We start from the raw sequence: 13,832 nt of genomic DNA, 5'->3' as shown, positions 1-13,832 counted from the left end.
GCCTACGGGCGCACTACCCTCGACCCCGGCGGCGCTGCGGGGTATCCGTGCAGCGTGCACATCATCTGCACGGGAGGGACGCCATGTCCGAGGGGCTACCGCGGTACGCGTACCTGGGTCCGGCCGGCACGTTCACCGAGGCGGCCCTGCGTCAGGTCGCGGCCGTCGGCGACTGCGTCGACGTGCCGGTGTCCGACGTGTCGTCGGCCATCGAGGCCGTCCGGACGGGCGACGCCGACTTCGCCGTGGTGGCCATCGAGAGCACCGTCGAGGGCGGGGTCACCGCGACGCTCGACAGCCTCGCGGGCGGCGACCCGCTCGTGATCGTGCGCGAGATGCTGGTGCCGGTGCAGTTCACGCTCGCCGCGGCGCCCGGCGTCCGGCTCGAGGACGTCCGACGCATCTCCGCCCACCCGCACGCCTGGGTGCAGTGCCGGCGCTGGTTGGCGCACCATCTGCCGTCCGTCGTGCACGTGCCCGCCACGTCGAACACCGCTCCCGCTGCCCTCATCGCCGCCGGCGGGGTCGAGCTCGGGTTCGACGCCGCGCTCGTGCCGCCCGCGGCCGTCGAGCCCTATGGCCTCGTCCCGCTCGCGGCGGACGTCGCCGACAACGTCTCGGCGCAGACGCGGTTCGTCGTCGTGGGCCACCCCGGCTCCGTCCCGCCGCCCACGGGCGCCGACAAGACGACCCTCGTCGTCCACCTGCCCGACGACGAGGCCGGTGCGCTGCTCGCGATGCTGGAGCAGTTCGCGGTGCGCGGCGTGAACCTGTCCCGGATCGAGTCGCGGCCGATCGGCGACGCCCTCGGCCGCTACTCCTTCTCGCTCGACGCCTGGGGGCACATCACCGACGAGCGCGTCGGCGAGGCCGTCATGGGCCTGCACCGCCGCTGCCCGTACGTCCGGTTCCTCGGCTCCTACCCGCGCGCCGACGCCCTCGCGCCGACCGTGCACGTGGGCACCGCGGACACCGACTTCGTCGGCGCACGCCAGTGGCTTCAGGCGCTCCGGGGTGGCTCAGCGACCTAGGACGACGCGCCCTCGGGCTCGTACGCGAGCAGGCGCTCGAGGAGCCGCAGCGAGCTCTCCTTGTCGAGCGTCTCGCCCGTCCACGTCTCCTTGAGCGACAGCGTCCGGCCGTCGTGCAGGGTCAGGTCGGCGTGCAGGGGCGTGCGCTTGGTGATGTGCGCGACCGCGATCTGCTCGTACGCGACGAACCGGTGGTAGGACGCCAGCTGCACGACCGACCCCGACTGCAGCAGCGAGATCATCCGCGCCTTGCCGTACTCGTCCTTCTTCGGCGTCGGCACCAGGATCATGCCGATGTCGAGGACGAGCACGTCGTGCTTGGCGCCGTCGACCTTCACGCTGGCCAGCCCGCCGAGCACCTCGCCGCCGTGGGCCGTGGCGGTGTCGGCGAACTGACCGGTGGACGTGACGTCGACCCCGAGCTCGGCCAGGCGCGCGCGAGCGGCGCCCACCGTCTCCGGCTGCAGCGCGGCGCTCGCGACGGGCGTGAGGTCGAGCACCTGGTCGTCGCGGCCCACCAGCAGCGCCGGGCCGCTCCACGAGTGCTGCCAGCGGGCGATCCCGGCCTGCACGGCGGCCTGCGAGACCAGCAGCTCCAGGAGGTCGGCGAGCTGGTCGCCCTCGGTGCCGAGGTCCTTCTCCAGCTCGGCCCGGCGGCCGCCCGCGACCACGTCCAGCACCGTGCCCAGGTTCGCGCGCTGCTGGCCGGCCACCCGGGCCGCCGCGCGGTACACGATGTCGGCGGTCCGCTGGCGGGACAGCACGAGGGAGGTCGCGGTCAGCTCCTCCCAGTCGAGCTGCGTGCGGCCCTCGACCTGGACGACGCGGGCGGCGAGCTCGGTCGCGTGCGCCTCGAAGCCGGGGATCAGCACCCACGCCGGACGCGTGTCCCGGGCCACCGGCACGTCGGGCATGCGGTCCATCGCGGCGACGCGCGCGGCGATCGAGGGGTGGCTGTCCCAGCGGGACTGCTCGGCCGGGGGAGCGTCGTCGCGCATCTCGGCCAGCTCCGCGGTCCGGGCCGTGACCAGCTCACCGAAGCCGCCGAAGAAGCCGTTCGCGGTGGGCGCGTAACCCGACTCCCAGGCGTCGTCGAGGTAGTTGTGCAGGTAGAACGACCAGGCGGCGTCCGCGACGGGCAGCTCGCGCAGCGCGCTCTGGGCCGTCGCGCGCCCGGCGATGCGCACGGAGAGCTGGTCCGCCTCGAGCTCCTGGCGCCGGTTGACCGCGGCCGAGACCGCGAAGAAGAGGTGCGCGTACAGGCGCAGGAACCAGCCGACGACGTTGCCGGACAGCTGCTCGAGCGTCGCGACGATCGCCTGCTGGCCGCGGTACGTCAGCGGACCGAGGCGGGTGTGGCTGTTGGAGTAGTGGCCCAGCTCGTGCGCGAGCACCGACCGCAGCTGTCCCACGTCGAGCGTCTGCAGCAGCGGGACGCCGAGGTAGAGGTGCCGGGTGCCGCCGACCAGACCGAGCAGCCGGGTGTCCTCGGAGACCGCGGCGTTGACGTCCGGGAGCAGGCGGATGTCGTCGGGCGCGCGGGTGCCCGCCTCGGCGGCGAGCTCCCGGACGGCCTCCCAGAGGGCGGGTGCGTCGGCGGGCGTCAGCGTCGGGCCCACCTCGGGCTCCGGGCGTGCCCGCGCGACCTTCCACAGCGCGACGACGACGCCGACGGCGATGGCGGCCGTGAAGAAGCCGAGCTTGGCGGCGGCGGCCTCGGCGTCGGACTGGAACGCCCACCAGCTGAGCGCCCCCATGCCGACGATGATCGCCAGCGCGACGACGTAGAAGCCTGCCAGCAGGACCGCCGACAGGGCAGCGCGCAGGGTGGTGGTCACGGGGGTCCTTCCGGTGCGGGCCGCGACGTCGCGGGCCTCGTTCGCCGGGGATCGTAGCGGTCCTTCCGCGCGCCGCGCGGGCCGTTGACCCGGATGCCGCGAAGGTCCGGGTCAGGCCACCGCGACCCGCACGACGAGCGCGGCGTGGTCCACCCGCGCGGACAGCTCGGTGACCCGTCCGACGATGTCGCCGTCCACCTGGACGTGCTCGCCGCCCTGCACCACCACGCGGACCTCCTGCGCCCGGGTGTGGTCGATGCGGCCGATCTTGGCGGGCAGGTCGTTGCGCATGCCCGCGCCCTGGAGCATCACCTCGCCGAACAGCTGGGCCCAGCCGGCGATGCCGCCGCGCGTGTCGATCGCGGCGATGTCCAGCCACCCGTCGTCGAGGAGAGCGTCGGGCAGGAGCGTGATGCCGCCGGGGAGCTTGCCGCAGTTGCCGATGAGCAGGCTGCGCAGCCGGGTCGACGTCATCGGCTGGTCGTCGAGCCGGACGTGCACACGGGTGCGGCGGCCGTGCAGGTGGCGCATGCCGGACACGAAGTACGCGATCCAGCCGACGCGGGCCTTGAGCTGCTCGTCGGTGTCGGCCACCATCGCGGCGTCGAACCCGAGGCCCGCGATGACGAGGAAGATGTGGTCGCGCGGCAGCTCGAGCTCGTCCGGGAGGGCGTCGGCGGCGTCCGTGACCGGGTCGTCGAGCTCGGACTGCCACCGGTGCACCCGCAGCCAGCCCACGTCGATCGTCCGGTCCCGGCCCTCCAGGGCGGTGCGCAGGGACGCCATCGGGTCGCTCAGGGGGAGGTCGAGGTTGCGGGCCAGCAGGTTCCCCGTGCCGAGCGGGATGAGCCCCATCGGGATCCCGGTGCCGACGAGCCCCTCCGCCACCGCCCGGACCGTCCCGTCCCCGCCGATCGCGACGACGACGTCCGCACCCTGCGCGACCGCGTCGCGGGTCTGACCGACCCCGGGGTCCGCGATGGTCGTCTCGAACCACAGCGGCTCAGGCAGCCCCTGCTCCGCGCAGGCAGTGTGCACCGCCGTCCGGAGCGCGGGGACGTCCTGCTTGGAGGGGTTGGCGACGAACGCGACGAGCTGCCCGGTCGCCTCGACGTCCCGCGCGAGCCGGAGCTCCCGGCTGCCCCGACCGGACCGCGGCGACTCGATCCGTCGCCGCAGCTCACGCTGCCGGAGCCAGAGGATCGCCGCGAGCAGGAGGGCGGCGCACGCCACGACGGCCGCGCACACGGCCACCCACGCCTCCCAGGTCATGCGCCGAATCTACGACCCGCCTGGTGAGACACGGCGCAGCCGCCCCGTGCGGGGCCAGCCGGGTGGGCGGGCGTCGGAGGCGAGCGGATGGGTCGGTAGGGTTCTCGGGTGATCGATCTGCGGCTCCTGCGGGAGGATCCCGACCTTGTCCGCGCCAGCCAGAAGGCTCGCGGGGACGACCCCCACCTGGTCGACCAGGTGCTCGACGCCGACGCGCGCCGACGCTCCGCGCTGACCGAGTTCGAGACGCTGCGGGCCGAGCAGAAGTCCCTGGGCAAGCTTGTCGCCCAGGCGAAGGGCGACGAGAAGCACGCGCTGCTGACCCGCGGCAAGCACCTGGCCGAGCAGGTCAAGGCGCTGCAGAGCGACGCGGACGCCGCCGAGACGGTGGCCACGGAGCTGAGCCGGAAGATCTCGAACGTCGTCGAGGACGGCGTCCCCGTGGGCGGCGAGGACGACTACGTCGTGCTCAAGCACGTGGGCGAGCGCCCTGCGTTCGACTTCCCGGTGCGCGACCACCTCGAGCTGGGCGAAGGCCTCGCGGCCATCGACACCGAGCGCGGAGCCAAGGTGTCCGGCGCACGGTTCTACTACCTGACGGGGATCGGCGCGCGCCTGGAGCTGGCTCTGCTCAACGCGGCCGTCGACAAGGCGATGAGCGCCGGGTTCACGCCCGTCATCACGCCGACCCTGGTCAAGCCCGAGATCATGGCGGGCACCGGCTTCCTCGGTGCGCACGCCGACGAGATCTACCACCTGCCCGCCGACGACCTGTACCTGGTCGGCACCAGCGAGGTCGCGCTCGCGGGCTACCACTCGGGCGAGATCCTCGACCTGTCGAACGGCCCCAAGCGGTACGCGGGCTGGTCGGCCTGCTACCGGCGCGAGGCCGGCTCGTACGGCAAGGACACCCGCGGGATCATCCGGGTCCACCAGTTCCACAAGGTCGAGGCGTTCAGCTGGACGACCATCGAGGACGCCGCCGACGAGCACCGCCGCATCCTCGGCTGGGAGGAGGAGATGCTGGCGCTCGCCGAGCTGCCCTACCGCGTCATCGACACCGCCGCCGGGGACCTGGGCTCCAGCGCCGCCCGCAAGTTCGACTGCGAGGCGTGGCTGCCCAGCCAGGAGCGGTACCTCGAGCTGACGTCGACCTCGAACTGCACCACCTTCCAGGCGCGCCGCCTCGGCGTCCGCGAGCGCACGGCGGACGGTTCGACGCGGGCGGTCGCCACCCTGAACGGCACGCTCGCCACGACGCGGTGGATCGTCGCGCTGCTGGAGAACCACCAGCAGGCCGACGGGTCGGTCCGCGTCCCCGCAGGGCTGCGCCCGTACCTGGGCGGCCTCGAGGTGCTGGAGCCCGTGCGATGACCCGCTGCCGCCTCGTCGCCCTGGACGTCGACGGGACCCTCATGTCCTACGACGGCGTCATCTCCGACGAGGTGCGCGCGGCGGTCCGGGCCGTGCGGGACGCCGGTCTGCACGTGGTGCTGGCGACGGGCCGCGGCGTGCACTCGGCCGCGCCCGTGGCGATGGAGCTCGGTCTGACGGAGGGCTGGGTGGTCTGCTCGAACGGGGCCGTGACCGCGCGCCTCGACCCGGCGGCCGAGAACGGCTACGAGATCGTCCGGGTGGTCACGTTCGACCCGGGCCCGGCGCTGCGCACGATCGCGATGGAGCTCCCCGACGCCCTGTATGCCGTCGAGGACCTCGGGCTGGGCTTCCGGGTGTCCGCCGACTTCCCCGACGGCGAGCTGTCCGGGGACCTCGAGGTCGTGTCCTGGGAGGAGCTGACGGCGACGCCGGCCACCCGTGTCGTGATCCGCAGTCCCGACAGCACCCCGGAGGAGTTCCACGAGCTGGTGGAGCGCGTCGGCCTGCACGAGGTCGAGTACGCCGTCGGCTGGTCCGCGTGGCTCGACCTGACGCCGGGTGGGGTGTCGAAGGCCAGCGCGCTCGAGGAGGTCCGCCAGCACCTCGGCGTGCAGCCGCACGCGACCGTGGCGATCGGTGACGGCGGCAACGACGTGCAGATGCTGCGCTGGGCGGCCCGGGGTGTCGCGATGGGTCACGCGTCCGAGGCGGTCCGCGCGGCGGCCGACGAGGTCACAGGCACCATCGGCGACGACGGCGCCCTCGCGATCCTGCACAGCCTGCTGGTCTGACGGCCCCCAGCGCCGCGTCCCGCCGGTAACGATCTGGACCGTTTCGACGGTACTTCCGCACGAAATCCGTGGTGCGGGTGCACCGTGGCTCGCCTGTAACTCAATCGTGACCGGATTGCCCGGTCTTTACGGTTGCGTCCGTGTTGCGTAACGGCTTGCATCGCTTGCAAGGGTGCCGAGCACAGCCGCCGGCACCTATCCGGAGCATGACGACGTGGAGGTCTCATGAACGGCACACGCAGGCGCCGCAGCCATCTGGCAGCGGCCGCGGCGGTAGGAAGCCTGGCCCTGGTGCTCACCGCCTGTTCGGGCGGGGACGACGAGGGAGGCGGCGGCGACGCCACCTCGGACGTCGACTGCGCCGCGTTCGAGCAGTACGGCGACCTCGAGGGCAAGACGGTGAGCGTGTACACGTCGATCGTCGACCCCGAGTCCGTCCAGCAGACCGACTCCTACATCCCGTTCGAGGAGTGCACCGGCGCGACCATCGAGTACGAGGGCTCCCGGGAGTTCGAGGCACAGCTGCCCGTCCGCCTGCAGGCCGGCAACCCGCCCGACATCGCGTACATCCCGCAGCCCGGCTTCCTCGCGTCGATCGTCGCCGACTACCCCGACGCGGTCGTCGCGGCCCCGCAGGCGGTCATCGACAACGCGAACGAGTACTACACCGAGGGCTGGGTCAACTACGGCACGGTCGACGGGACGCTCTACGCGACGCCGCTCGGCGCCAACGTGAAGTCGTTCGTCTGGTACTCGCCGGCCGCGTTCGAGGAGAACGGCTACGAGATCCCCACCACGTGGGACGACCTCATCGCCCTCACGGACCAGATCAAGTCGGACTACCCCGACGCCAAGCCGTGGTGCGCGGGCATCGAGTCCGGTGACGCCACCGGGTGGCCGGCCACCGACTGGCTGGAGGACGTGATGCTGCGGACCGCCGGTCCGGACGTCTACGACCAGTGGGTCAACCACGAGATCCCGTTCAACGACCCGCAGGTCCTCGAGGCCCTCGAGACCGTCGGCAGCATCCTCAAGAACCCCGACTACGTGAACGGCGGCCTGGGCGACGTCCAGTCCATCGCGACCGTCGCCTGGAACGAGGCCGGCAACCCGATCCCCGACCAGATGTGCTTCCTGCACCGTGCGGCCAACTTCTACCAGGCCAACTGGGACCCGAGCCTGACGGTCGCGGAGGACGGGGACGTCTACGCGTTCTACCTCCCGGGCCAGAGCGCTGACGACAAGCCGCTGCTCGGCGGCGGCGAGTTCGTGACGGCCTTCGCGGACCGTCCCGAGGTCCAGGCGTTCCAGGCGTACCTGTCCAGCCCGGAGTGGGCCAACGCCAAGGCGGCGGCCACCGGGCAGGGCTGGCTCAGCGCCAACAGCGGCCTCGACCCGGAGCTGCTGCAGTCGCCCATCGACAAGCTCTCGTTCGACCTGCTCACGGACGACAGCTACACCTTCCGGTTCGACGGGTCCGACCAGATGCCCGGTGCCGTCGGCGCCGACGCGTTCTGGAAGCAGATGACCGCGTGGATCGGTGAGGACCAGTCCGACCAGGAGACCCTCGACAACGTCGAGGCCGCCTGGCCCGCATCCTGACGCTCTGAGGTACACCTGGGGTGGGAGTCGTCGCGATGACGGCTCCCACCCCAGGCGTGCCGGGGCGCTCGACGCACGTAGACAACCTCGACGACGAGGAGGGTGAGGAATGGACTGGTTCATCCACGCCGAGACCACGGGACACAAGTTCGCGCTGATGTTCGTCGCGATCCTGCTGTTCGTGGGCGTGATGGGAGGGATCCTCTTCGGGATCGACAAGCTCAAGAGGGTGCCGACCTGGGCGGTGGTCGCGGCGTTCCTCGGGCCGACGTTGATCTTCGTCGTGTTCGGCCTCGTCTACCCCGGGCTGAACACCATCAAGGCGTCGCTCTACGACGCCAAGGGCAACGAGTTCGTCGGCCTCGACAACTACATCACCGCCTTCACGCAGGACCAGTTCCAGACCGTGCTGCGCAACACGCTGCTCTGGGTGGTCCTCGTCCCGCTGATCGCCACCCTGATCGGCCTGGTCTACGCGGTGCTCATCGACCGCACCCGGTTCGAGTCGATGGCCAAGACGCTGATCTTCCTGCCGATGGCGATCTCGCTGGTCGGCGCCAGCATCATCTGGAGGTTCGTCTACGAGTTCCGGCCCGACCAGGGCAACATCCAGCAGATCGGCCTGGCCAACCAGATCCTCGTGTGGCTGGGCCTGGAGCCGTACCAGTTCCTGCTCAACCAACCGTGGAACACCCTGTTCCTCATCGCGGTCATGATCTGGATCCAGGCGGGCTTCGCGATGACGGTGCTCTCGGCCGCCATCAAGGCGATCCCCGACGACATCACGGAGGCGGCCCGGCTTGACGGGCTGCACGGCATCGGCATGTTCCGGTTCATCACCGTGCCGAGCATCCGACCGGCGCTCGTCGTCGTCGTCACGACGATCGCGATGGGCACGCTCAAGGTCTTCGACATCGTCCGCACCATGACCGGCGGCAACTTCAACACGTCCGTCGTGGCCTACGAGTTCTACACGCAGAGCTTCCGCGCCCAGAACGCCGGGCTCGGTGCCGCGCTCGCGGTCATCCTGTTCGTCCTGGTGATCCCGATCATCGTGTACAACGTCCGACAGCTGCGCCTCTCGGAGGAGATCCGATGACGAACGCCTCGGCCCCCCTCCCTCCGCAGACCCTCGTCGACCCGCTCGAGGTCGACACGACGCTCAAGACGTCGCGGTTCTCCCGGACGGACGCCCGCGCGGCCCGCGCCGCCAAGAAGCTCAGCTCGCCGTGGACGTCGCTGACCGCGATCCTCATCGCGATCGTCTGGACCATCCCCACGTTCGGCCTGCTGGTCACCTCGTTCCGGCCGCGGTCCGAGATCCGCACGTCGGGCTGGTGGACGCTGCCCTGGAACCCGGGCCTCACGCTGGACAACTACCAGGAGGCCCTCTTCGGGTCGTCGACGAGCCTGATCACGTACTTCGTGAACTCGGTCGTCATCACGCTGCCCGCGGTGATCATCCCGATCTCGCTGGCGCTCCTGGCGGCGTACGCGCTGGCGTGGATCGACTTCAAGGGCCGGGCCATCCTGTTCGTCGCGATCTTCGCGCTGCAGGTGGTGCCCATCCAGGTCACGCTCATCCCGCTGCTGTCGCAGTACGTGAGCTGGGGCATCGCGGGGTCGTTCTGGGTGATCTGGCTGTCGCACTCGATCTTCGCGCTGCCGCTGGCCATCTACATCCTGCACAACTTCATGAAGGACATCCCGCCGTCGCTGGTCGAGGCCGCGCGGATGGACGGCGCCGGGCACGTGAAGATCTTCTTCCAGGTGCTCATGCCGCTGCTCACCCCCGCGATCGCGTCCTTCGCGATCTTCCAGTTCCTGTGGGTGTGGAACGACCTGCTGGTGGCGCTCACGTTCGCCGGCGGGACCACCGACGTGGCCCCGCTGACCGTGCGCGTGGCGGAGCTGAGCGGGACGCGCGGGTCGCAGTGGCAGCTGCTGTCCGCGGGCGCGTTCATCGCCCTCGTCGTGCCGCTCATCGTGTTCCTGTCGCTCCAGCGGTACTTCGTGCGCGGCCTGCTGGCGGGGTCGGTGAAGGGGTAGCCCTAGCCTGAGGCCGTGCCCGCACCCCTGCTCTTCGTCGTCTCCGGACTGACGCAGTACCTGGGTGCGGCACTCGCGGTCGGCATCTTCGGCACGATCGCCGCGGCCTCGGTCGCGTGGCTGCGCATCGCGGTCGCGGCGGTCGTGCTCGTCGTGTGGCAGCGCCCGTGGCGGTCGCGGTGGCACCTGCCGGACCTGCGCACAGCCGTCGTGTTCGGCGCCGTGCTCGCACTGATGAACGTGTCGTTCTACATCGCGATCGACTACCTGCCGCTCGGCACCGCGGTCGCGATCGAGTTCCTCGGACCGGTGGCGGTCGCCGCCGTGACGGGCCGCGGCTGGCGCGACCGGGTGGGCATCGCCGTCGCCGCCGTCGGTGTCGTGCTCTTGGCAGGGGTGAGCCTGGAAACCGGGCCGGACGCGCTGATCGGCCTGGTGGCGATCCTCGTCTCGGCGGCGTGCTGGGCGGCCTACATCCTGCTCGGCCGGCGCGTGGCGCGGGCGGCCAACGGCGGGATCACGGGGCTGTCCGTCGCGATGGCGGCGGGTGCGGTGCTGTTCGCGCCGTTCCTGGCCGGCGGCGCGGCACCGGTGCTGCACGACGCGCGCCTGGCGGCGCTGGTGGTCGCGATCGCCGTCTGCTCGTCGGTGGTCCCGTACGCGCTCGAGCAGGTGGTGCTGCGACGGGTGCGCGCCGCCACGTTCGCCGTGCTGCTGGCGATGCTCCCGGCGACCGCCGCGGTGGTCGGTGCCGTGATGCTCCAGCAGGTGCCGCACGGGCTCGAGGTGGTCGGGCTGCTGCTCGTCTCCGGCGCCATCGTGCTCACCGGTCTGGACCGCGAGGACGTACCGACGGACGAGGCGCCGCCCCCGGCGTAGAGCTACAAGTACTGCCCGGTCGACGGGTCTGCGCCGTCGGCGCGCGGGACCTGGACGGGTGCACCGGGGTGCGACGGCCCGGCGGGCAGCTGCCGACGCATCCCGGCGAGCTGGCCCTGCGCCGCCACCTGCTGGGCCACCAGCGCGGTCTGGATGCCGTGGAACAGCCCTTCCAGCCACCCGACCAGCTGCGCCTGCGCGATCCGGAGCTCGGCGTCGGACGGCGCCTGGTCCTCGACGAACGGCAGCGTGATCCGGTGAAGCTCCGCGACGAGCTCGGGCGACAGGCCCTCCTCCAGCTCGTGCAGGGACCGCTCGTGGATCTCCGCCAGGCGGGCGCGGGCGGCGTCGTCGAGGGGTGCGCTGCGGACCTCGTCGAGAAGCTGCTTGATCATCGTGCCGATCCGCATGACCTTCGCGGGCTGGCCGACCAGCGAGGTGATGTCCTCGGGCCGGTCGTCGTCGGGCACGGGGTCCAGCACCTCCACGCGTGGCTTCTCGTCGGCGGTGGCGTCCTGCGCGTCGTTGTCGGTCACCCGGGCATTCTCACCGACGGAGGTGCCGAGCGCAGCCCTTCGGGTCGGCTGGCTAGGGTGTGCGGCATGGCCTGGCTCACCACACCTGCCCATGCCCGGTGGCTCGAGGACGAGACGGACCGGCTCCTCGACTTCGGACGCGCGTCGGTCGTCCCCGGAGGCTTCGCGCGCCAGGACGAGGCGGGAGCCGCGGTCGACGGTCCGCTGGAGCTGTGGATCGCGTGCCGGATGACGCACGTCTACGCGATCGGTCACCTGCTCGGCCGCCCGGGGTCCGCCGCCCTCGTCGACCACGGCCTCGCCGCGCTGACCGGCGCGTTCCACGACGACGAGCACGGTGGCTGGTTCGCCGAGGTCGAGCGCGACGGCACCCCGCGGGACACCGACAAGGCGGCGTACCCGCACGCGTTCGTCATCCTCGCCGCCTCGAGCGCGACCGCCGCGGGCCGGCCGGGCGCCCGTGCGCTGCTCGACGAGGCGCTCGCCGTCTCCGCGCAGCGGTTCTGGGACGACGAGGCCGGCATGGCGGTCGAGCAGTGGGACCGGACCTTCACGACGCTCGACGGCTACCGGGGCGTCAACGCCAACATGCACACCGTCGAGGCGTACCTCGCTGCGGCGGACGTCACGGGTGAGCGCGTCTGGCTCGACCGCGCGCTGCGGATCGTCGAGCGCGTCGTGCACGGCTGGGCCGCGGGCAACTCGTGGCGCATCCCCGAGCACTTCGACACCGACTGGGAGCCGGACCTCGAGTACAACGTGGACACCCCGGCGCACCCGTTCCGGCCCTACGGCGCCACCATCGGCCACTGGCTGGAGTGGGCGCGGCTGACCCTGCACGCGCGCGCTGCGATCACCGCCCGCGGCGACGTCGCCCCCGCCTGGATGCTCGAGGACGCGGTCTCGCTGTTCGACGCCGCCGTGCGCGAGGGCTGGGACGTCGACGGCGCCCCCGGCTTCGTCTACACGGTCGACTGGTCCGGCGCGCCCGTCGTGCGCGAGCGGATGCACTGGGTGGCCGCCGAGGGTGTCGCCGCGGCGGCCGCGCTGCACGCCGCGACGGGCGAGCCGCGGTTCGACGACGCCTACACGCAGTGGTGGGAGTACATCGGCGCGCACCACCTGGACCGGGTCGGGGGGTCGTGGTGGCACGAGCTCGGCACCGACAACCAGGTGTCGCGCACGGTCTGGGCCGGCAAGGCCGACCTCTACCACGCGGTGCAGGCGACGCTGATCCCGCGCCTCCCGCTGACCCCGGTGATCGCCCCGGCCCTGGCCGCGGGCCTGCTGGACTAGGGGATCAGCAGGACCTTGCCGAAGGCCGCGCCCGACTCCAGCAGGCGGTGCGCGTCCGCGGCCTGGTCGAAGCCGAGGCGGGCGTGCACCACCGGCCGCACCCACCGGTCCTCGACGAACGGCCACGCGTGCCGGCGGACGCCGTCCATGATCGCGACCTTCTGCTCGTGCGGGCGGGAGCGCAGCATGGTGCCGAGGATGCTCGCCCGCTTGGCCAGCAGCACCGACAGGTCCAGCTCCCCGCGTCGGCCCTGCTGCATCCCGATGACCACCAGCCGGCCGTCGTCGGCAAGCATCGCCAGGTTCTCCGCCAGCCCGCCGCCGCCCAGGACGTCGAGCACGACGTCGGCACCGTGCCCGTCCGTCGCGTCGAGCAGGCGGACCACGAGGCCGGGCTCCCGGTGGTCGAGCGCCACGTCGGCGCCGAGCGCCAGGACCCGGGCGGTGCGTTCCGGGCCGCCCGCGGTCGCCAGGACGCGCGTGCCCAGGGCACGGGCCAGCTGGACCGCGACGGTGCCGACCCCGCCCGAGCCGCCCCGGACGAGCAGGCTCTCCCCGGGCGACAGACGCGCGGCACGCAGGTTCGACCACACCGTCGCCAGGCCCTCGGGCAGCGCGGCGGCGTCGACGGTGGAGAGGTCGTCAGGCAGGCGCAGGGCGAGCTCGACCGGGACCGCGACCAGCTCCGCGTAGCCACCGCCCGCGAGCAGTGCGGCGACACGGTCGCCGGGCTGGGGGTCGTCGGGACCCAGGGCGTGCCCACGGGCCACGACCGTGCCCGAGACCTCGAGACCCGGCCAGGTCGGAGCGCCCGACGGCGGCGGATAGTGGCCCGCGCGCTGCAGCAGGTCCGCTCGGTTGACGCCGGCGGCCGCGACCCTCACGATCAGGTCGCGCGGTCCCGCCACGGGGTCAGGAACGTCCTGCACGGCGAGGACGTCCGGATCACCCGGCTTTGTGATGACGACCGCTCGCACGTCCGCACAGTAACCCTGGGGGGCCTGTCAGCCCTGCTGCTAGCACACGACACCCGAACGGGGTGTCATGTCGCCGTATCCCAGGGGGTGAGGTCCATGGCAAACTCTGCCGCGGGCTAATGGTCTGACGTCCAACAGCCGATGAACGCCAACGGGACACCTCATCGGTCAACAGACCGGAGTG

Annotated in this window: 12 protein-coding genes; 8 read left to right on the top strand and 4 right to left on the bottom strand. The window is 72.1% G+C overall.

Annotation, left to right across the window (positions count from 1 at the left end):
- Positions 1-83 precede the first annotated feature (83 nt).
- Entirely contained in the window at positions 84-1,031 is a 948-nt protein-coding gene (pheA, locus tag J2X26_RS03475; protein ID WP_307489833.1) for a prephenate dehydratase, read from the top strand.
- Here the strand turns inward: pheA and J2X26_RS03470 are convergent.
- Both J2X26_RS03470 and J2X26_RS03465 read right to left on the bottom strand, forming a co-directional pair.
- Positions 1,028-2,869 carry a M48 family metallopeptidase gene (locus J2X26_RS03470; protein WP_307489831.1) on the bottom strand — a complete coding sequence of 614 codons (1,842 nt, stop codon included), beginning with the start codon at positions 2,867-2,869 and terminating at the stop codon, positions 1,028-1,030. The genes pheA and J2X26_RS03470 overlap by 4 nt on opposite strands.
- A 111-nt stretch (positions 2,870-2,980) precedes the next feature.
- Positions 2,981-4,141 (bottom strand): diacylglycerol/lipid kinase family protein, encoded by a 1,161-nt coding sequence (locus J2X26_RS03465; RefSeq protein ID WP_307489829.1) that lies wholly within the window; start codon positions 4,139-4,141, stop codon positions 2,981-2,983.
- A 108-nt stretch (positions 4,142-4,249) separates the two neighbouring features.
- Here J2X26_RS03465 and serS point away from each other — a divergent pair, with 108 nt between their 5' ends.
- The 6 genes from serS to J2X26_RS03435 all read left to right on the top strand — a co-directional run bounded on the left by serS (position 4,250) and on the right by J2X26_RS03435 (position 10,839).
- Positions 4,250-5,515 (top strand): serine--tRNA ligase, encoded by a 1,266-nt coding sequence (gene serS / locus J2X26_RS03460; RefSeq protein WP_307489827.1) that lies wholly within the window; start codon positions 4,250-4,252, stop codon positions 5,513-5,515.
- Entirely contained in the window at positions 5,512-6,309 is a 798-nt protein-coding gene (locus tag J2X26_RS03455) for an HAD family hydrolase (RefSeq protein WP_307489825.1), read from the top strand. The genes serS and J2X26_RS03455 overlap by 4 nt, the downstream gene beginning before the upstream one ends.
- A gap of 225 nt (positions 6,310-6,534) precedes the next feature.
- Positions 6,535-7,911, top strand: a complete 1,377-nt coding sequence (locus J2X26_RS03450) for an ABC transporter substrate-binding protein (RefSeq protein ID WP_307489823.1) — start codon at positions 6,535-6,537, stop codon at positions 7,909-7,911.
- 109 nt (positions 7,912-8,020) lie between these two features.
- Positions 8,021-9,010: a carbohydrate ABC transporter permease gene (locus J2X26_RS03445; RefSeq protein ID WP_307489822.1), complete on the top strand. Its 990-nt coding sequence runs from the start codon at positions 8,021-8,023 to the stop codon at positions 9,008-9,010.
- Positions 9,007-9,960, top strand: a complete 954-nt coding sequence (locus tag J2X26_RS03440) for a carbohydrate ABC transporter permease (protein WP_307489821.1) — start codon at positions 9,007-9,009, stop codon at positions 9,958-9,960. The genes J2X26_RS03445 and J2X26_RS03440 overlap by 4 nt, the downstream gene beginning before the upstream one ends.
- Before the next feature lie 15 nt (positions 9,961-9,975).
- Positions 9,976-10,839 carry an EamA family transporter gene (locus tag J2X26_RS03435; protein ID WP_307489819.1) on the top strand — a complete coding sequence of 288 codons (864 nt, stop codon included), beginning with the start codon at positions 9,976-9,978 and terminating at the stop codon, positions 10,837-10,839.
- Between the two features lie 2 nt (positions 10,840-10,841).
- Here the strand turns inward: J2X26_RS03435 and J2X26_RS03430 are convergent, their stop codons facing one another.
- A complete protein-coding gene (locus tag J2X26_RS03430; protein WP_307489818.1) occupies positions 10,842-11,375 on the bottom strand; it encodes a bacterial proteasome activator family protein in 534 nt (177 codons plus the stop codon).
- A 66-nt stretch (positions 11,376-11,441) separates the two neighbouring features.
- Between J2X26_RS03430 and J2X26_RS03425 the strand changes: the two genes are divergently transcribed.
- Positions 11,442-12,671: an AGE family epimerase/isomerase gene (locus J2X26_RS03425; RefSeq protein WP_307489815.1), complete on the top strand. Its 1,230-nt coding sequence runs from the start codon at positions 11,442-11,444 to the stop codon at positions 12,669-12,671.
- Here the strand turns inward: J2X26_RS03425 and J2X26_RS03420 are convergent.
- Complete coding sequence (locus tag J2X26_RS03420) at positions 12,668-13,648, bottom strand: NAD(P)H-quinone oxidoreductase (protein ID WP_307489814.1); 981 nt, start codon at positions 13,646-13,648, stop codon at positions 12,668-12,670. The two genes, J2X26_RS03425 and J2X26_RS03420, sit on opposite strands and share 4 nt — an antisense overlap.
- Positions 13,649-13,832 lie beyond the last annotated feature (184 nt).

The sequence above is a fragment of the Cellulomonas humilata genome, from assembly GCF_030814415.1.
Taxonomy (GTDB): Bacteria; Actinomycetota; Actinomycetes; order Actinomycetales; family Cellulomonadaceae; genus Cellulomonas; species Cellulomonas humilata_A.
Note: the sequence above shows the minus strand (reverse complement) of the source record. Positions and strands in the feature narration are given on the sequence as shown.

Coding starts and splice junctions, on each gene's coding strand:
- pheA (WP_307489833.1), top strand. CDS start 84: ATGTCCGAGGGGCTACCGCGGTACGCGTACCTGGGTCCGGCCGGCACG.
- J2X26_RS03465 (WP_307489829.1), bottom strand. CDS start 4,141: ATGACCTGGGAGGCGTGGGTGGCCGTGTGCGCGGCCGTCGTGGCGTGC.
- J2X26_RS03455 (WP_307489825.1), top strand. CDS start 5,512: ATGACCCGCTGCCGCCTCGTCGCCCTGGACGTCGACGGGACCCTCATG.
- J2X26_RS03450 (WP_307489823.1), top strand. CDS start 6,535: ATGAACGGCACACGCAGGCGCCGCAGCCATCTGGCAGCGGCCGCGGCG.
- J2X26_RS03445 (WP_307489822.1), top strand. CDS start 8,021: ATGGACTGGTTCATCCACGCCGAGACCACGGGACACAAGTTCGCGCTG.
- J2X26_RS03440 (WP_307489821.1), top strand. CDS start 9,007: ATGACGAACGCCTCGGCCCCCCTCCCTCCGCAGACCCTCGTCGACCCG.
- J2X26_RS03425 (WP_307489815.1), top strand. CDS start 11,442: ATGGCCTGGCTCACCACACCTGCCCATGCCCGGTGGCTCGAGGACGAG.